16 protein-coding genes are annotated in these 16,341 nt (G+C 67.4%); 5 read left to right on the forward strand and 11 right to left on the reverse strand.

Features of this window, described 5'->3' with window-relative positions:
* Positions 1-94: 94 nt before the first annotated feature.
* The 4 genes from ASE39_RS22245 to ASE39_RS22260 form a co-directional block, all read right to left on the reverse strand.
* On the reverse strand, positions 95-631 hold the full coding sequence (locus tag ASE39_RS22245; protein ID WP_057272577.1) for a sigma-70 family RNA polymerase sigma factor: 537 nt from the start codon (positions 629-631) through the stop codon (positions 95-97).
* Positions 632-805: 174 nt separating this feature from the next.
* On the reverse strand, positions 806-1,009 hold the full coding sequence (locus ASE39_RS22250) for a DUF2892 domain-containing protein (protein ID WP_010466405.1): 204 nt from the start codon (positions 1,007-1,009) through the stop codon (positions 806-808).
* A 124-nt stretch (positions 1,010-1,133) separates the two neighbouring features.
* Positions 1,134-2,117 carry a thiamine-phosphate kinase gene (gene thiL / locus ASE39_RS22255; RefSeq protein WP_057272578.1) on the reverse strand — a complete coding sequence of 328 codons (984 nt, stop codon included), beginning with the start codon at positions 2,115-2,117 and terminating at the stop codon, positions 1,134-1,136.
* A 45-nt stretch (positions 2,118-2,162) separates the two neighbouring features.
* A complete protein-coding gene (locus tag ASE39_RS22260) occupies positions 2,163-3,071 on the reverse strand; it encodes a LysR family transcriptional regulator (RefSeq protein WP_057272579.1) in 909 nt (302 codons plus the stop codon).
* 161 nt (positions 3,072-3,232) lie between these two features.
* Here ASE39_RS22260 and ASE39_RS22265 point away from each other — a divergent pair, with 161 nt between their 5' ends.
* Entirely contained in the window at positions 3,233-3,457 is a 225-nt protein-coding gene (locus ASE39_RS22265; protein WP_140426335.1) for a hypothetical protein, read from the forward strand.
* Positions 3,439-3,837 (forward strand): tautomerase family protein, encoded by a 399-nt coding sequence (locus tag ASE39_RS22270; RefSeq protein ID WP_057229976.1) that lies wholly within the window; start codon positions 3,439-3,441, stop codon positions 3,835-3,837. The genes ASE39_RS22265 and ASE39_RS22270 overlap by 19 nt, the downstream gene beginning before the upstream one ends.
* A gap of 24 nt (positions 3,838-3,861) precedes the next feature.
* Here the strand turns inward: ASE39_RS22270 and ASE39_RS22275 are convergent, their stop codons facing one another.
* The 4 genes from ASE39_RS22275 to apaG all read right to left on the reverse strand — a co-directional run bounded on the left by ASE39_RS22275 (position 3,862) and on the right by apaG (position 8,899).
* On the reverse strand, positions 3,862-4,986 hold the full coding sequence (locus tag ASE39_RS22275) for a YbdK family carboxylate-amine ligase (protein WP_010466400.1): 1,125 nt from the start codon (positions 4,984-4,986) through the stop codon (positions 3,862-3,864).
* Positions 4,976-6,235, reverse strand: a complete 1,260-nt coding sequence (locus tag ASE39_RS22280) for a cation:proton antiporter (protein WP_010466399.1) — start codon at positions 6,233-6,235, stop codon at positions 4,976-4,978. Before ASE39_RS22280 ends, ASE39_RS22275 begins: the two co-directional genes overlap by 11 nt.
* Positions 6,236-6,396: 161 nt before the next feature.
* Positions 6,397-8,412 carry a site-specific recombinase gene (locus tag ASE39_RS22285; RefSeq protein ID WP_057272580.1) on the reverse strand — a complete coding sequence of 672 codons (2,016 nt, stop codon included), beginning with the start codon at positions 8,410-8,412 and terminating at the stop codon, positions 6,397-6,399.
* A gap of 79 nt (positions 8,413-8,491) precedes the next feature.
* Positions 8,492-8,899, reverse strand: a complete 408-nt coding sequence (gene apaG, locus ASE39_RS22290) for a Co2+/Mg2+ efflux protein ApaG (protein ID WP_010466397.1) — start codon at positions 8,897-8,899, stop codon at positions 8,492-8,494.
* An 88-nt stretch (positions 8,900-8,987) separates the two neighbouring features.
* Between apaG and rpe the strand changes: the two genes are divergently transcribed.
* Positions 8,988-9,668, forward strand: coding sequence for a ribulose-phosphate 3-epimerase (gene rpe / locus ASE39_RS22295; RefSeq protein WP_057272581.1), 681 nt, complete (start codon positions 8,988-8,990; stop codon positions 9,666-9,668).
* 70 nt (positions 9,669-9,738) lie between these two features.
* On the opposite strand, the gene ASE39_RS22300 is transcribed toward rpe, so the two are convergent.
* From ASE39_RS22300 to ASE39_RS22310, 3 genes are all read right to left on the reverse strand, one after another.
* Positions 9,739-10,131, reverse strand: coding sequence for a hypothetical protein (locus ASE39_RS22300; RefSeq protein ID WP_010466395.1), 393 nt, complete (start codon positions 10,129-10,131; stop codon positions 9,739-9,741).
* 128 nt (positions 10,132-10,259) lie between these two features.
* Positions 10,260-12,437, reverse strand: a complete 2,178-nt coding sequence (locus tag ASE39_RS22305; protein WP_057272582.1) for a HAMP domain-containing sensor histidine kinase — start codon at positions 12,435-12,437, stop codon at positions 10,260-10,262.
* Positions 12,434-13,132, reverse strand: a complete 699-nt coding sequence (locus ASE39_RS22310) for a response regulator (protein WP_057272583.1) — start codon at positions 13,130-13,132, stop codon at positions 12,434-12,436. Before ASE39_RS22310 ends, ASE39_RS22305 begins: the two co-directional genes overlap by 4 nt.
* A gap of 229 nt (positions 13,133-13,361) precedes the next feature.
* On the opposite strand from ASE39_RS22310, the gene ASE39_RS22315 reads away from it, so the two are divergent.
* Positions 13,362-14,711, forward strand: coding sequence for an SPFH domain-containing protein (locus tag ASE39_RS22315; protein WP_057272676.1), 1,350 nt, complete (start codon positions 13,362-13,364; stop codon positions 14,709-14,711).
* A 2-nt stretch (positions 14,712-14,713) separates the two neighbouring features.
* Complete coding sequence (locus tag ASE39_RS22320) at positions 14,714-16,234, forward strand: hypothetical protein (RefSeq protein WP_057272584.1); 1,521 nt, start codon at positions 14,714-14,716, stop codon at positions 16,232-16,234.
* Positions 16,235-16,341 lie beyond the last annotated feature (107 nt).

The following is a 16,341-nucleotide window of genomic DNA, read 5'->3' on the forward strand; positions in this document are numbered from 1 at the left end:
AGCGCGATGTTGCACCTTGTTGCACGGGCCGCGCGCAAGCCCGGAGCCCGCTGCGTGAACTATTGCGCAGCAGGGCCGATTGCCTGACGGGGCCTCAGCGACCCGCTTGCGCAGGCGGCAGCAGGTACTCGCGCACCAGGGTCCTGGCACGGTGCAGCCGGCTCTTGGCCGCCTCGCGCGTGGTGCCCAGGCGCCCGGCCATCTCCTCGATCGTGAGTTCCTCGAAGTCGCGCATCAGGAGGGCATCGCGGTAGATCGGTGGCAGCGAATCGATGGCCAGGGCGAGGTCGTGGCGCAGCTCATGGTCGGGGCGGTGCGACCAGGCGAGGTTGTCTTCGACTTGCGCCAGTGGCTCGGCCTTGAGCCACGCCAGCATCGGCCGCATGCACAGGCGCTGCACGATGCGCACCACCCAGCCACCAAACGCCGCCGCCTCGCGCAGCGCGCCCACGCGGCGGTACACGATGATGAGCGCCTCCTGCACCACGTCGTCGGTGGCCGTGGTGGCTGCGCAATGGCGCAGCGCATAGCGACGGATGTCGGGGCGGGTGAGGCGCAGCAGCTGCTCCATCGCCACGGCGTCGCCGCTGCGCGCGGCGGGCAGCAGCTGGGCGAGTGTGGGTGCGGTCATGGTTTTGGTCTTCCACAGCGCATTGCGCCACCCGCAGCCTGTGAAACCGGTGCGACCCCTGCGCGGGCAGCCGCGCAAGGGCCGCCCCGCCGCGCTGGCTGCGGTCCCCTGCCCACGCACAGCGTGAGAGCGGAGGTGAAGGCGCGAAGCGACTCAGGGGGGTGTTGTTTCATGTCATTCAACAGGCTTGCGGCCCACCATGGCGCAGGCGGGGCAGTAGCCGAATGCGCCGCTCAGGATGCTGCCCACGCCCGAGGCGGCCAGCGCAAGTCCCAGCGGCGATGCGGCCAGCCACCAGAGGCCCGCGGCGATGAGGGCGACGCCCCCCACAACGCGCAGCAGGCTTTCGGGGCGGGTGATGTTTTTGCGGTACAGCATGGGAATTGGCTCCTTGGTCGGTTGAAGGAGGTGCCAACACAGGGCGCCTCCACCACCAAGAGCCACGGGTTTCGCAAAAGGATTCATGGGTCGCGAAAAAAGTTTTGCTGGTCACGGCTGCCCGTTACCGGAAATGGTCAAACGAGGCGTAGCGCTTGTCTACCGGTTGGCCCTGTGCATCCACCAGTTGCAGGCCAGGTGTGGCCAGCACCGTGCCGATGCGGGTGACGGGCGTGCTGCTTGCCTGCGACGCGGCGGCCACCGCGTCACGCTGCGCGGGCGGGGCGGTGAAGGCCAGCTCGTAGTCGTCGCCGCCTGCCAGCGTGCATTGGTGGATAAATTCAGCATCAAGTGGGCCGCTAGCGCTTGATGGATAAGCGCTAGCAGCTATCAGTTTTGAAGTGATGTGCGTGTCGATCCGGGCCCCTACACCTGAGGCCTTGAGGATGTGCGACAGGTCGCCCAGCAGCCCGTCGCTCACATCCATGGCGCTGCTGGCCACGCCGCGCAGGGCCAGGCCCAGGGCCACACGCGGGGTGGGGCGCTCCAGCCGCTGGCGCGCGCGGGCCAGCACGTCGGCGGGCAGGGGGGGGTGGCCCAGCAGGGCTTCCAGCGCGAGGCGGGCGTCGCCCAAGGTGCCGCTCACGTAGATATCGTCGCCGGGCCGCGCGCCGCTGCGCAGCAGGGCCTGGCCGGGGGGTACCTCGCCAAACACGGTGATGCAGATGTTGAGTGGGCCCTGCGTGGTGTCGCCCCCCACCAGCTCGCAGCCGTGGGCATCGGCCAGCGCCCACATCCCGCGCGAGAAGCCTTCCAGCCAGGCCTCATCCACCCGGGGCAAGGACAAGGCCAATGTGAACGCCAGCGGGCGCGCGCCACAGGCCGCCAGGTCCGACAGGTTCACGGCCAGCGCCTTGTGGCCCAGGGCTTCGGGGTCCACGTCCGCAAAGAAGTGGCGGCCCGCCACCAGCATGTCGCTGGAGATGGCCAGCTGCATGCCGGGTGCTGGCGCCAGCAGCGCGCAGTCGTCGCCCACGCCCAAGGCCACGGCACCGCCGGGGCGCGCGGGGCGCGTGAAGTAACGTGCAATCAGGTCGAATTCACCCACGGTGCGGTCCTAAAGAATCAGAGGAAGAAAACGGCGCGAACCCGCTCAGGCGCTCGGCGCTGCGGCGGAAAACCACTGCGCCCAGTGGTCGATGCAGGCCTGGATCTTGGGCAGACGGTGCCTGCGGGTGAGTGTGATGGCATGGATGGGGCTGGGCTGCAGGTCTACGCAGTCGGCCAGCACCGGCGCCAGCAGGCCCTGGCGCACCAGGGGCTCCGCCACCACCGTGGCCAGGCGCGCAATGCCCAGGCCTTGGAGCGCCAAACGCGCGGTGATGGCCGTGCTGCCCGAGCGCCAGTGGCCCTCGGCCACCAGCACATGCGGTTCGCCATTGATCTGGAAAGGCCAGTGGTTCAGAAACGCCACCGCGCTGTTGGTGATGAGCCGGTGCTGGCGCAGATCGTCGGGGCGCTGGGGCATGCCATGTGCCTGCAGGTAGCAGGGCGTGGCGTACAGGGCGCGTGCCAAGCTGCCCAGCGGTCGCGCCACCACGGTGTCGGTGAGCGGTGGGCCGGTGCGAATGGCGATGTCGATGCCGCCCTGCGCCATGTCGGCCATGCGGTCGTCCACCACCAGTTCCACACGCAGTTGCGGGTGCTTTTGCTGCAGGCTGTCAAAGCTGGGGATCAGCAGGTGCTCGGCCACCACCGAGCTGGACGCCACGCGCACCCAGCCGCTGGGCTGGCCACTTTGCTGGGCGAACTCGCCCTCCAGCTCGTCGAGCGTGCCGGTGAGGCGGCGGCAGTAGTCCAGAAAGGTCTGCCCTTCGGCCGTGAGCGTGAGGCCGTGGGTGGTGCGGTGCAGCAGCCGTGCGCCACAAGCCTTTTCGATGCGCGCCAGGGTGCGGGAGACCTGGCTCACGGGCGCATCGCGCTCGCGCGCTACCGCCGAGAGCGAGCCCAGGTCGGCCACGCGCACGAACAGGTGCATGTCATCAAAGCGGATATCGCGCATCGGGCAATGGTAACGGCGGGGCCTGGGAGCCCCTGCACGAATCGCCGCGCTCGATTTATGCAGAGACACCCTTGCGATCCGTGCAAAACGGTCTTGCACCGTGGGCGGTTTCCGCCGCGCCTGGCGCTGCCTACAGTGGCTTCACCCCGAAAGGAATGCGCATGCAACCCCACCTGCACCCCGACGACTACCGGCGCCTGCACGATGAGGCCAGGCGCCACGCACGGCAGTTGCGCCAGGAGGCGATTCGCGCCGCCCATGCCTGGGTGGCGCGCGGGTTCCTGCGCATGGCCCGCCGGGTTTTCCACCTCGCGCGGACGGATGAAGCCGCGCCAACGAACCCTTCCACCCCGGAGCTGAAAACACCATGCCAACCCTCGTTCTAAAACTGGCCCCGCTGCAAAACCCCGAGCGCTACCGGCAACTGGCCAGCGCGCTGACTGACCTGACCGTGCACCTGCTGGGCAAGCGCCGTGAGGTGACGGCGGTGGTCATTGACGACCTGCCCGCTGCGCGTTGGCACATCGGTGGTGTGCCGGTCGAGCAGCCCACGGCGTTGCTGGAGATCAGCATCACGCAAGGCACGAACACGCAGGAGGAGAAGGCTGCCTTCATCCAGGCCGCGTTTGCTGAACTGCAGCGCCAGCTGGCTGGTGACGGCGCGCTGGCCCCCGCCAGCTACGTGGTGGTGCGTGAGCTGCCCGCCAGCGACTGGGGCTATGGCGGGCGCACGCAGCAGGCGCGCAAACTGGCGCTGGCGGCGTGAAGGTGCGGATCCGAGGCGAGGCGTTCAGGCTGGCGCGCCGCGAAAGCGCTGCGCCGCCTGGCGGCTGACCTCGGCCAGCAGTTGCTCTTCGCGCTGGCGCTCGCGCAGCCAGCGCGCATCGTTCTGGCCCGCTTCCGCTTCGGTGCGCAGCATGTGCATGGCGCTCGAAGCGCCTTGCACGGCGGCGTGCCCGGCGATCTTGTCCATGGTCTTGAGGATGTGCTCGCGCAGCGGCATGTGGTCGCCGGTGGCCGGGTCCACATACACCGCGTCCATGCCAAAACGGCAGGCCTGGAAGCGGTTGTAGGTGTACACAAGGTAGTCATCTTCGGCGGGCATGAAGGGCTGCTCGGCCAGAAACCATGCGCCGAGCGACTGCACGTAGCCCGCCAGTGCGGCGGCACGCTCGATGGTCAGCGGCGTGTCGAACACGCGGATCTCGATCGTGCCGAACTCGGGCTTGGGGCGGATGTCCCAGTAGAAGTCCTTCATGCTCTTGACCACGCCGGTGCGCGTCATCTTGTCGAAGTACGTGGTGAAGTCATCCCAGGTCAGAGCCATGGGAGCGCGGCCTGACAGCGGAAACGCAAACACCGAGTTCAGCCGCGCCGAGTCAAAGGCCGTATCCTGGCCCTGCACGTAGGGGCTCGATGCCGACAGCGCGATGAAGTGCGGGATGTAGCGCGACATGCGGTGCAGCATGAGCAGTGCGGCATTCGCGTCGGGGCAGCCGATGTGCACATGCTGGCCGAAGATGGTGAACTGCTTGGACAGGTAGCCATACAGCTCGGACAGCTCGCGAAAACGCGGCTTGTCGTAGATGCGCCGCTCGTGCCACTGCTGGAAAGGGTGCGTGCCTCCGCCCACCACGGCAATGTTGAGCTTGTCCGCGCTTTTGACCAGCGCATCGCGGATGGGCGTGAGCTGGCCCAGCACCTCGCTGGCCGAGTGGCAGATGCCGGTGGAAATCTCGATCATGCTGTTCGTCATCTCGGGCACCACGCTGCCGGGCAGCGGGGTTTTCTTCATGAGGCGCAGCATGTCCTCGGCGTAGGGGGCCAGGTCGTAGTCGTTGGTGTTGACGAGCTGCAACTCCAACTCGACGCCCAGCGTCAGCGGTTCGGAATGGTTGAAGGCTTCAAGACTCACGGCTGTTCTCTCCGTTGTGGCCACGGGTCAGTGGCGCCCAGGGTTTCGAGCTTTCGCCCGCACGGTAAATGGCCACGGTGGCAATCACGGCGCCCAGGACTTCCATCAGCAAAATGGCAGGCAACGCCACACCGGCAATTACATGGCCGGTGGAGGGCGAGGCCAGCACGAACTGCGAGGCGATCAAGAGTGCGATGGACGACATCGGTGTCATCGCGCAGCCCACCCACAGCGCCTGCTTCCAGCTCGCACCGCTGCCCACGTTGCCCAGTGCCACGCCGGTGGCCTTGGCCACCAGGCGCACGGCAATCAGGGCCAGCACCACGCCGGCCACGGGGGCGCTCCAGTCGGCCTGCGCAGCCACGGTGGAGACCAGCACGAACATCAGCATGGTGAGCAGCGACGATGCGTTGCCCAGCTGGCGCGGCCAGGCCCAGGGGCGGGGGTTGAGCTGCTTGAGCAGCATGCCGCCCAGCAACGCGGCCAGGGGGGCTGAGCCTCCCATGTGCGCTGCCACGGCGGTGCCCGCCGCCACCAGCGCCAGAAAAAGCATGGAGGTGTTTTCGCTCGTGGGGCTCATGAAGCGCAGCGCCATGCGCAGCACCAGGGCCAGCACGGCGGCGACGATGATGGAGACCCCCAGCACCACCATCACGGGGTACACGGTCTCCACCACGGTAAGGCTTTGGCGGTTGATCAGCTCGGCCTTGGCGCTGCCCAGTGTCAGCGCATACAGCGTGGACAAGGTGGTGAGCACGATGGCGCGCTCGGTGACCGGGCCCGCCGCGCGGGTGTCGGCCACCACGCGGGTGAGCACGGCAGGCGAGGCGGCCAAGGCCACCAGGGCCAACGGGCCGGCCACCTGGGTGGGCAGGTTCAGCCAGACCAGCACCCAGTACACGGCAAAATAGGTCAATACCGATTCGGCAATGCTCTGCACCAACACCATGGGGTTGTGGCGAAACCAGCGCAGCGGAATGCGGCCGCCACATTCAAAGAGGACGAGGGCAATGCCCAGCTCCAGCAGGAACAGGCCGATGCCCTGCAGTGGCCACACCGCCCCGCTGAACCCGGCCAGCCCGGCGGCGGTACCCACCAGCGAATAACCGAGCACCTTGGGCAGGCCTGTATGGCGCTGCGTGAGATAGCCTGCCATGGCCGCCACGGCCAACAGCAGTGACCATTGCACCGTGGGCAACCCGGCTGAGGGGCGCAGCCACTGCGCCCAGAAGCTCAGGATTTCATTCATGTCATGGAACCTCTGCGTCAGACGGGCGGTGCCCGTTGGTGTGAAAGGGCCGGCGCACAGGCCCTCCGCAGGGGGGAGGGGGTGCGCTTGGGCGTTGGTGCCCCGAATTTACAGGCCGAAACACTCCGGCCGTGTAGGACAGATGCGGCGGTTGCCCGGGTTCAGACCTGTGACGATACCCCCGCGCCGGCCGTCCGCTCTGGCACAAAAAAGCTCAGGGGCGCGCTGCGCAGGCGGGCGCGAATTGCTGCGTAGATGCGCGAGCGGTCTACACCGCTGACGTTCTGCGCACGCAGCGCCAGGCTGAAGGCCAGGTAGAAACTCACCGACACATTCAGGGCCCCCAGAAATGGCAGCGAGGCCACGGCCCACCAGAACGCCGGCAAATGCAGGACCTGCAGGCCCAGTGTGGCGCTGGCTGCCGCGACCTGGCCCGTGGACAGCGTGACGTGGCGCACATCCAGCCCCAGCCCGAAAAACGCCGCAAACGCGGGTACCAGGCCGAGCATGAAACCCAGCGAGACGTTGGCAGCAAGGCCCGAGAGGTTTTCGCGAAGGAAGCGGGCCCAACGCGCGGCGCGCTCGGTGCCCAACAGCCCCGTGATGCGCGGGTTGTAGTGCAGGGCCGAGTCCATGCGGTGGAGCACAAACCAGTTCTCTGTCCAGCCCGCAATGATGCTGGACGCAAACAGCAGCACCCCGGTAAAGGCTGCGAAGAACAGCGAAGGCCCGAGCAGGTGCAGGGATGCGAACACATGCTCGGCCTCCTTCAGGCTGATGGCCGGGCCGCCCGTGGCCAGGGCAATCAGCGTGGCGAGCGCAAGCACGGCCGGGAAGACCACCAGCACATTGCCCAGCACGGCCGCCACCTGGGAGCGCACCAGGTGGGTGATCTCGTCCACAAACGCCTCGATGGCGCTGCCTGAACCCAGTTCCTTGAGTTTGGCTGCCATGGCCGGCGCCGTCATGGCTGGTTGTTTGGTGGCCACGGTGAAGTGCAGCAGCTGGATCAGCACAAAGCTCACGGCGTAATTGATGCCCGCCATGAAGCCACCCCAGAACGCCGACAGTGCCAGCGCATAGAGGCCGAACTTCGCCAGTGTGGTGAACGCCATCAGGGCGCCGCCGCCCGCCGCCTTACGCAGCATGGAGCGGTATTCGGTGCCCGTGCGGGTAATGTAGTGCTCACCTGTCTCGGCACTGCGCTCGGCCACCTTGGCCGCCAGTAGCGAGGAATTGGATGCCAGCAGTGCACGCAGGCTGCGCCGCTCCTGCCCCACCATCACCAGGTGCGCCATGAGCTGCGCCGCCGTGACGGCCGGTTGGGCCGACAGCAGACAATCGAGCAACTCCCGCACGCGCAGGATGCGTTCGCGCAGCTGCCGCAGGCGGAACACCAGGCCCACCGAAATGCCGTTGTCTTCGAAATGCGCATACACGGTGGCCGCCGCCGCGCGGCAGGCCTCCAGGCGCTCGCGCAGGCGCTGGGCCGACTCGTTGAGACGGTCAGGCGTGCGCAGCGCATGCAGCACCTCCACGCGCAGGCTTTCCACATCGCGGATCAGTGCATGAAAGGGCTGAGCCTCGCGCGCGGATTCGCTCATGCGCAACCGCAGCTCGGGGGCAAAGCCGGTCGAGAGAATCTGCCCCGCACAGTAGGTGATCGCGTCGAGCAAGGCACGGTGCCAGCGCGTAGCCCCACCGGGGCTGTCGTTGCCACCGGCGGGGGCCAGTAGGTCGACCAGCCGGTTCAGCTGGGCTTCGTCGAGCGCCGCAAGCCACTGGGCGTCAAAAGCGCTGGGCAGGGCCAGCATGAAGAGCTCGGAGGCATCGATGGTCTCGGGACTGCCCGGCAGCAACTTGGTGCGCAGGCGCTCGGCGATCTCGCTGACCAGCGCAGTGCGGGGCGCAAAGCCAAAGTCCGCCAACAAGGTGGTGACATCGACCTGGTCCACCAGCGTAGCCCACCAGGACTGCAGCCGCTGCTGGAGGTCGGGCCGGGCGGCGATGGCGTCGATGAAAAGCTGCACCCGCCCCACGGACGCCGGAACCGAGTCCCGCTGGCCACGCACCCAGTCCAGCAGGTGGATGAGCCACAGGTGGCGATGGGCCAGGCCGGCCGTGGGGTCGAGCGCCGCGAGCAGGCTGGCCAGGTCGGTATTGGCGCGGTTTTTCATCGCCGGGCCGCCCCAAGATGAAAAGCGGCCCCCTCGGGGGGCAGCGACCACACGAAGTGGGGAGCGTGGGGGCGACTCTTCAATGCAGCACCCGTCCACTCAGCGGCTCACCCGAGGGGCCGTGGTTGATCGCTTCCAATACAAAGAGGGGTACGGGGGTATTGAAGGGCTCGCCATCTTCGGCCACGCAGTGAAAGGTGCCGTGCATGGTGCCGCTGGCGGTGCGCAGTCTGCAGCCGCTGGTGTACTGGAACGATTCACCCGGCTTGAGCAGCGGCTGGTGGCCCACTACGCCCAAGCCCTTGACCTCTTCGGTGTGGCCCCGGGAATCGCTGATGATCCAGTGGCGCGAAATCAGCTGCGCGGGCGCGTCCCCGGAATTGGTGATGGTGATGGTGTAGGCGAAGCTGAACACCCCGGTGTCCGGCGCAGACTGCTCGGGCAGGTATTCGGGCAGCACTTCCACGTCAAACTGGTACTTTGGCATGGGGCGAATGGTAACCGTGGAGATTCTCCAAAAGTGCATGTCCATGGGGTAAAACCCCTGACCTTCTGCGCTTTGCGACAATTGGGGGATGAGCCGCACATTCCGAATCGCCCCCTCCATCCTCTCCGCCGACTTCGCCCGCCTGGGTGAAGAGGTGCGCAATGTCATTGCCGCTGGCGCAGACTGGATCCACTTCGACGTGATGGACAACCATTACGTGCCCAACCTCACCTTCGGCCCTATGGTGTGCCAGGCGCTCAAGCCCCATGCCAAGACCGCCGCCGGTGTGGCCGTACCGATTGACGTGCACCTGATGATCCAGCCGGTGGACGCCCTCGCCGCTGCCTTTGCCGACGCCGGTGCGGACTACATCAGCTTTCACCCCGACGCTTCGGGCCATGTGCACCGCAGCATCCAGGCCATCCGTTCCAAGGGCGTCAAGCCCGGCCTGGTGTTCAATCCGGCCGAGCCGCTGGATGTGCTGGACTGGGTAATCGACGACATCGACCTCATTCTCATCATGAGCGTCAACCCCGGGTTTGGGGGCCAGAGCTTCATTGATTCAGCCCTGCGCAAGATCGAAGCAGTGCGCAAGCGCATCGATGCCTCGGGCAAGGACATCCGCCTGGAAGTGGATGGCGGCATCAAGACCGACAACATCCGCCGCGTGGCCGATGCGGGTGCTGATACCTTTGTGGCGGGCAGCGCCATCTTTGGCAAGCCGGATTACCGAGGTGTCATCGACGCGATGCGTGCAGAACTGGGGTGACCTCCTGAGCCGCTGCGCAGACTTTGCGCAGCTACCGTTGTGATGGGCCCGCGCGTGCTGTGAGGCCAGGCTACTGCTGAGCAGGGACGGTGATGGTGGTCGTGGTCGATTCGCGCAACACGCCGCCGCCGGACACCGAACCACTCGCCGGGCTGCTCTGCACGCGGCGCATGCAATCTGCCTGATCGGCGGCGGTCTGGAACGCCGCACAGCGTTGGGTGGCGTTGTTGGTCGCGGCGGTTCCAGGGTTGCTCAGATCGCCCTTGCGGGAAGCATCCAGCGCGTTATTGGCCTCGCGAAGGCAGGTGGCCAAGCTGTCCTGTGTGTTGTTGGTCATGCACTTTTCCCGCTCTTGCTCATAGCGTGCCCGCGCGTCTTGAGGTGGCGTTTGCGCGGATGCACCTGCGCAGGCCAGCAGCAAGGCGGCGGTGAAGAGGGAGGTGGCAAAGGGAATGCGTTTCATGAAAGGGCTCCTGGGGCAATCGCAGACGGTGGTCTGAACGTAAGCCTGCAGGGTAGGCCCCGCTGCTGTGCGCCCCTGTCGGACAGTGCCGCCCCCTGCCGTGCGCGGGACGCGCGTTTCGGGCTTGGTCAGCCCAGGCGCTGAAAGGTCAGAACGAAGGCCACGCCATCTGCCGTATTGCGCGCGTTGATGGTGCCGCCCATCTTGGCCATGTAGGTTTTGGCCACAAACAGCCCCTGGCCTCGGTGCTCGCCCTCGCCCAGCGGTGTGGGGCTGGCGGGGTCGGAAACGCCCAGTTCAAAAATCCGCTCCAGCAGTTCGTCTGCAATGGTGGAGCCCTGGTTGTGCAGCGTAGCGCTGGCGGTGGATTCCGACGCCGTGAGCGTCAGCCTGATCGGGCTGCCCGTGGGGCGATAGCGGTCGGCATTGCGCAAGATGTGGGTCACCACGTCTTCGAGCGCAAACTCATCGGCCCGCACGATGACCGGGCCAGGGTGGCTTGGGCTCAGGTCGTACACCACATCCAGAATGCCCGCAAAGTGGGCGTTGTCGGCCACGTTGCGCAAGAAGGCATCCAGGTCCAGTCGGCCCTCGGGCACATCGGCGGCCTGCAGCGCTTCGGCGGGCGATGCTGTGCCATAGAGCACGTGGATGGCCTGCTGCATGCGCTGCACATAGCGGTGGCCGGGGTCTTGTGGGCCGTTCAGCGCCATCAGCGACTGCAGGGGCGACATGATCTCGTGCCCCACAGCGTGCCACATGTCGCGTTCTTGCTGGGCGCGCAGTTGCTCGCGCTGCAGGTCGTCCTTCACGCGCTGCAGCAGGTCGGCCAGGCCCCCGGCCAGAATGCCCAGCTCGTCCGAGCCGCGCAGGTCCGACACATCCAGGTCGCCCAGCCGGGGTCCGGTGTGGCCGGGCTGCACGTTGTACGACACGGCGGCGGCGCGGCGGGTGAGGGCCGTCACGCGGCGGATCAGGCCCACCTCCACCACCAGCCAAGCCAGCGCAATGGCGGCCAGCATGGCGCCCAGGTACCACGACAGGCGCGTGGCCACAGCGGCCAGGCCCTGCTCCACGCCGCGCAGGTGGCCGGTGAAGTTGACCACGTAGTTTCCCGTGGGCGTGTCCAGAATGTCCAGGGCTGTAGGGGCGGCGGGCGTGGCTGCTGCCGGGCCTACGCCTGCGGCCTCCAGCGGCAGCCAGCGGATCAGGCGCAGCAGCCAGGGCGCGGACGGCTCGGCCTGTACCTCAATGCCCTTGAGGGTGATGGCGCTGGCTTCGTCGCTGCCCATTTTGCGGATCTGCACACGTTCGCCCGGCAACAGGCTGCGCGAGAGGTCGCCCAGCGATGCGGCCAGCTGCGCGCCGGGCGCGTCGCTGTCAAACAGTGGTTTGTTGTCTTCGCCCGGTGCCAGCATCTCCACCCGCACGCGCATCTGCCCCAAGTCTTCCGGCGGCCAGACCAGGCGCTCGTCCTTGCGGAAAAGCGCTTCGCGGAACAGTTCGACCGGCAGGCGGATGGAGTAGTGGGTGCGGCGCAGGCAGTCGGGGTTTATGGCGGCCCCGCCAGAGGGTTGTTGCGCCGATGGGGGCGGCAGATCGCGGCACTGGCCGTTTTGCCACAGCCAGCCGCGAAAGTCGCGCACCGGCCGTGCGCGGGCGTCGAGCTGAGGCGTGCCGTTGTCCACAAACCCCGTCAGGCGCCCACGCACAGCCGCGCTGCCCTGTGGGGGCATGGCCTCATACGGCGCCACCCAGCGGTAGGTGGCACCCCGCATGTCCAGGGTGATGCGTGCACGGTGTGCCTCGGCGGGCACCAAGGCGCCGCGCTCGCGGGGCGTCAGTTCGCCGGCATAGAAGCTGCCCACCAGGTAGATGAAGCCGCCTGCATAGGGGTTGTTGCCAATCGCCGCGCACACCGAGGCGCCATCGGGGTATTGCACGGAGCAGCCCGCCATCTCCACGGCCTGTTGCGATTTTTGGGGATCGTCAAAGTCGATGGCGGCGTAGGGCAGCAGCAGCGGCGCCAGCGGCGTCACGCCCTGGCCGAGGTGGCTGGCGTTGAGCAGCGCCAACTGACCCGAGGGGTGGCGCAGCCGCGCCATGACCTCTGCCTGGCTGCGCACAAATCCATGCTGGTAGGCCTGCCAGGCGCGCTCCTTTTCGTCCTTGAGCACCACCACGCTCAGCACCACCGTGGCCAGTGCCAGCAGCACGAACACCCCGCGCACCAGAATGCGCAGGCGGAACGCGGGCAGGCCCAGCCGGGGCATTTCCAGCGCGGGGCGGCGCAGCAGGCGCTTCATTTACCGACCCAGCGGAAGCCGCGCATGGGCGCGTTTTCTATTCCCTCAAACCCAGGATCGACTTCACGCAACGCCTCGCGGATGGTGCTCACATGCTTGCGCACGTTGTCGCGGTTGCGGCCGCTTTTCACCACCTCAAACAGCTCGTCATACGACACCACCTCGCCACTGCGCTGGTGCAGCGTGGCCAGGATGCGCTGGGCCGTCAGCGGCAGGTTGATGCGCTCGCCGCGCCAAGTGGGGGTGCGCTGCCACAGCGGGTCCAGCACCAGCGCATCACCCACGGGGGCGGGGGGCGCGCTGGCTGGGGCGTGGGCCTGTGTGGTACGCAGGATGTCGAGAAAGGTCTCGATGAAATCGGCCTCTTCGAACGTGGTTTTCTGCAGGTAGTCCCACGCGTCCAGCGCCTTCATGATGCTGCGGTAGATGGCCGCAGGCATGGCGGACACCACCAGCACCGGCGTGCCCTGGCGCAGCTTGTTGATGGCGTTGATGAGGGCCACGCCTGCATGGCGCTCGCGGCCTAACTCAATGTCCAGCACCACCGCGTCGTAGTGCTCGCGGGCCAACGCAGCCTCGGCCTCGTCACGGGTAAACCACTGGTCGATGACGATGCCGCTCTTGGCGCTGCGTATCCACCCGGCCAATTGGTTGCTGGTGGGCAGGTCGTCTTCGATCACGGCAATGCGGGTCATGGGCAGGGCGGGGCAGTAGAGGGTGGGCAGATTATCCCGGTGGCCGGTTCTGGCCGGTGTGAGTTTTTCTTCCGGGGCCGGAAGGTTCGTGCGGGCGGCGTGAGCGCATTGGGGGCTGCGCCGCATTGTTGCTTCCGGGGTGGATCCGAACAATCGGTCCTCAATGAGCAAGCCACAGCGGCAGCTCAGAAACGACAACAACACCGAACCAACCCGAGAGAGAAACACCATGAAAGCCACCTGGAACCGCATCGTGCAGACCCTGAAGGGCCGTCGCTCTACCCCGTTGTCCGAAGCAGGCACGGAGCCCGTGCTGGACGCTGAATCGCAAAGCTCTGTGGCGGCCGATGCATGCGGTGCCGATGGCCCTCGACTGAACTGGGCCTATCTGCTGCCCACCGCACGCACCGTGCGCTGGCTGACCGCTGGCGCTGTGGTGGCCGCCGCAGGCCTGATGGTGGTCCGCAACCCGCCGGTGCAGCACTTGGCACAAGGCGACCTGGGCGTGCGCCTGAACCAGTTCACCGGTGCCGTGAGCCTCTGGCGTGATGGCAGCGTGTGGGTGGTGCCCGGCCTGCACACGGTGCGCGTGTTCTCGCTGCGTGACCAGAGCTACCGCCCCGAAGCCATGCGCCAGGCCACGGGCAGCGCGCCGCTGCAGTCGGTGGAAGGCCTGTCGCTGGGCCTGGACCTGAGCGTGCGCTACGCCCTGGACCCCAACTCGCCCGCCGTCAAGGCTGGTAACCTGCCCGACAACGTGGGTGTCGACATCGTGGAGCCCGCCGTGCAGGGCCTGGTCTACAAGGTTTTTGCCCGCTACACGGTGCGCGAAATCTTCTCGTCCAAGCGCGCCGAGATTTCGCAAATCATCGAAACCGAACTGCGCGCCCGCCTGGCTGCCGACGGCGTGACGCTGCGCAGCCTGCAGATCGGCAAGGTGGACCTGCCTGCCGAATACCGCCGGGGCATGGACAGCCTGCTGGCCGAAGAGTTGGCGTCCGAAAAAATGCGCTACACGCTGGATCTGAAAGACAAGCGCGTGCGTGAAACCGAACTGGACGCCAACGCCGACAAGGTGCGCCGCGAAGTGGCCGCCGAAGCCGCTGCGCGTGAGCAAGTCATCGCCGCCAAGGCCCAGGAAGAGGCCATGAAGCATGTGCTGCCCTTCAAGCAGCGCCAGATTGAGCAGCGCCAGCTCGAAGCTGAAGCCGAACGTGTGGCCCGCGTCAAAGCCGCTGAAGGCAGCGCCCAGGCCCGCCGCATCGAAGCCAACGGCGAAGCCGACGCCCGCCAGAAGCTGGCAGAGGCCGAGGCCTACCGCATGGACCGCGTGGGCAAGGTCAATGCCGAGCAAATGGCCCGCGAAGGCGCACTGGTGACCAAACACCCGCTGCTCATCCAGAAGACGCTGGCCGACAAACTCTCGGACAAGATCCAGGTCATCATCGCGCCCCCGCCCACCAATGGCGACTTCATCGGTGCCGCGCTGCTGGGCGGCAACCGCAACGCCCAGGCCGGGGCCGCACAGGCTGCTGCTGTGGCCGACGACGCCACCACCACCCAAGCCGTGGAGCAGTGAACATGAACGCGACCTTCGCAACTTTGTTGGCAGCCGTGGCCAGCGCCGCAGTGACCGTGGCGGCCGAGGCCGCCCCCCAGCCATCGCCCGGCGCCCACGGCAGCGCCATCGTGGTGCAGGACCAGGCCAGCCTGCGCGCTGCACCGCGCGATGGTGCCCAGCAGCAGGCCAGCCTGTGGCAGGGCGAAGTGCTCGAAGTGCGTGGCGAACGCCTCGACTATTTGCAGGTGTGGGACCACAAGCGTGAGCGCGGTGGCTTCATCCGCGCCAGCGATGTGCGCCGCGTGGCCCTGACCGCGGCGGAAGGCCCCGCGCTGCTGGCCGTGATGCGCTTTGTGCAGGAAACGCCGGGTGCCGAGGCGCTGGGCATTGGCCTCACCGCCGCTTACCTGCAGGCCGCGCCCGCCAAGGCTTTGGCGGGTGTGGAGGGCGCCCAGGCCTTCGATGCCCTGGGCACCTTTGCCGACCGCCTGGCGCGCCGTGCCTCGGTAGCCGTGCCGGGCAAGGCCTCGGGCGCTGCGTTGTCGGCCCACCTGGATGTGGCCAACGGCTACGGCGTGCGCTTTGCCACCTATGAGGTTGAAGGCCGCATGCAGGTCTGCTACGAGGGCGAGGCCTTTCGCCGCCTGCTGGCCATGCCCGTGGCCGATGCCGAGCAGCGCGCCCGCGCCGTCCTGGCGCTGACCCGCCCCGAATGCATCAACCCCGACCTGCCCGCACACGAGCGTGCCAAGGTCACCACCTGGCAGGCCGAGGTGCTGGAGCGCGTGGACGTGGCGGGCCTGCCCGGCTACCTGCGCAACCGCGTGCAAATGCGCCGCGCCAGCGTGTGGGGTGCTGCGGCCTTCCAGCAAGCGCGCAAAAACGCGGCCGACCCGGCGGTGGCCGCCGCCGCTGCCCGTGCATTGACCGAATTCACCGGCGTGAGCAAGGCCGACCTGCCTGACGAAGACCAGAGCGCCTACAACGACGCTGCCATGCGCGTGAGCGCCGTACGCTGGGCGCTGGTGCCTGCTGCTGCACTGGTAGCGGCTGTGGGCACCCGCCCCATGCTACTCACGGAACCCGGTGCCCCCGGCGAAACTTGCGTGCTGCTGGTGGACGCGCAGCACAGCGCCAAGGCACCGCTGCTGCGCCGCTGCACCTACGGCGTGGTCTGGGCCGCATCGGCCAGCACCAACCGAGAAGGCACGGCGGTGGCCCTGGCGGTGCAGCCCCTTGAAAGCTGGCGGGAGCTGTGGGTGTTGCGCAAGACCGAAGGCGGCTGGCTGGCGGACGTACTGCCGCCTGCCGCCACCACGCCAGAAACCGGTGTGGCGGAGTGGGCCGGATGGGTGCCCGGCGGACAGCAGATGCTGGTGGCACGCGAAGCCCGGGGCCAGGGCCGCTACCGCAAGAGCTTTGAGGTGGTACGGCTCGACGGACTGGCCACCGAGCGGGTGACGGGGGATGTGGCGGCACTGCCTTTGTTCCAGCGCTGGCAAGACCCGGCCTGGAAGCGGCAGACGCTGAGCTTGCGATGAGGCGTATGGGACTTGCACAAATCGGAATGCCGCAGCCGTATCGCCTTGGGGTGAGCCGCGTGCCTGACCCCTGTTTTGCCTAAGCCATGGCGTATTTACACTTGGGA

Origin of the sequence: Acidovorax sp. Root267 (assembly GCF_001429215.1) — a bacterium.
GTDB classification, from domain to species: domain Bacteria; phylum Pseudomonadota; class Gammaproteobacteria; order Burkholderiales; family Burkholderiaceae_C; genus Acidovorax; species Acidovorax radicis.

Excerpts from the sequence above, each read along its gene's own strand:
- ASE39_RS22285 (WP_057272580.1), bottom strand. The coding sequence starts at position 8,412 with ATGAAAAACCGCGCCAATACCGACCTGGCCAGCCTGCTCGCGGCGCTC.
- ASE39_RS22300 (WP_010466395.1), bottom strand. The coding sequence starts at position 10,131 with ATGAAACGCATTCCCTTTGCCACCTCCCTCTTCACCGCCGCCTTGCTG.
- ASE39_RS22305 (WP_057272582.1), bottom strand. The coding sequence starts at position 12,437 with ATGAAGCGCCTGCTGCGCCGCCCCGCGCTGGAAATGCCCCGGCTGGGC.
- ASE39_RS22315 (WP_057272676.1), top strand. The coding sequence starts at position 13,362 with ATGAAAGCCACCTGGAACCGCATCGTGCAGACCCTGAAGGGCCGTCGC.
- ASE39_RS22270 (WP_057229976.1), top strand. The coding sequence starts at position 3,439 with ATGCCAACCCTCGTTCTAAAACTGGCCCCGCTGCAAAACCCCGAGCGC.
- ASE39_RS22310 (WP_057272583.1), bottom strand. The coding sequence starts at position 13,132 with ATGACCCGCATTGCCGTGATCGAAGACGACCTGCCCACCAGCAACCAA.
- ASE39_RS22245 (WP_057272577.1), bottom strand. The coding sequence starts at position 631 with ATGACCGCACCCACACTCGCCCAGCTGCTGCCCGCCGCGCGCAGCGGC.
- ASE39_RS22265 (WP_140426335.1), top strand. The coding sequence starts at position 3,233 with ATGCAACCCCACCTGCACCCCGACGACTACCGGCGCCTGCACGATGAG.
- rpe (WP_057272581.1), top strand. The coding sequence starts at position 8,988 with ATGAGCCGCACATTCCGAATCGCCCCCTCCATCCTCTCCGCCGACTTC.
- ASE39_RS22250 (WP_010466405.1), bottom strand. The coding sequence starts at position 1,009 with ATGCTGTACCGCAAAAACATCACCCGCCCCGAAAGCCTGCTGCGCGTT.
- ASE39_RS22280 (WP_010466399.1), bottom strand. The coding sequence starts at position 6,235 with ATGAATGAAATCCTGAGCTTCTGGGCGCAGTGGCTGCGCCCCTCAGCC.
- ASE39_RS22320 (WP_057272584.1), top strand. The coding sequence starts at position 14,714 with ATGAACGCGACCTTCGCAACTTTGTTGGCAGCCGTGGCCAGCGCCGCA.
- ASE39_RS22260 (WP_057272579.1), bottom strand. The coding sequence starts at position 3,071 with ATGCGCGATATCCGCTTTGATGACATGCACCTGTTCGTGCGCGTGGCC.
- apaG (WP_010466397.1), bottom strand. The coding sequence starts at position 8,899 with ATGCCAAAGTACCAGTTTGACGTGGAAGTGCTGCCCGAATACCTGCCC.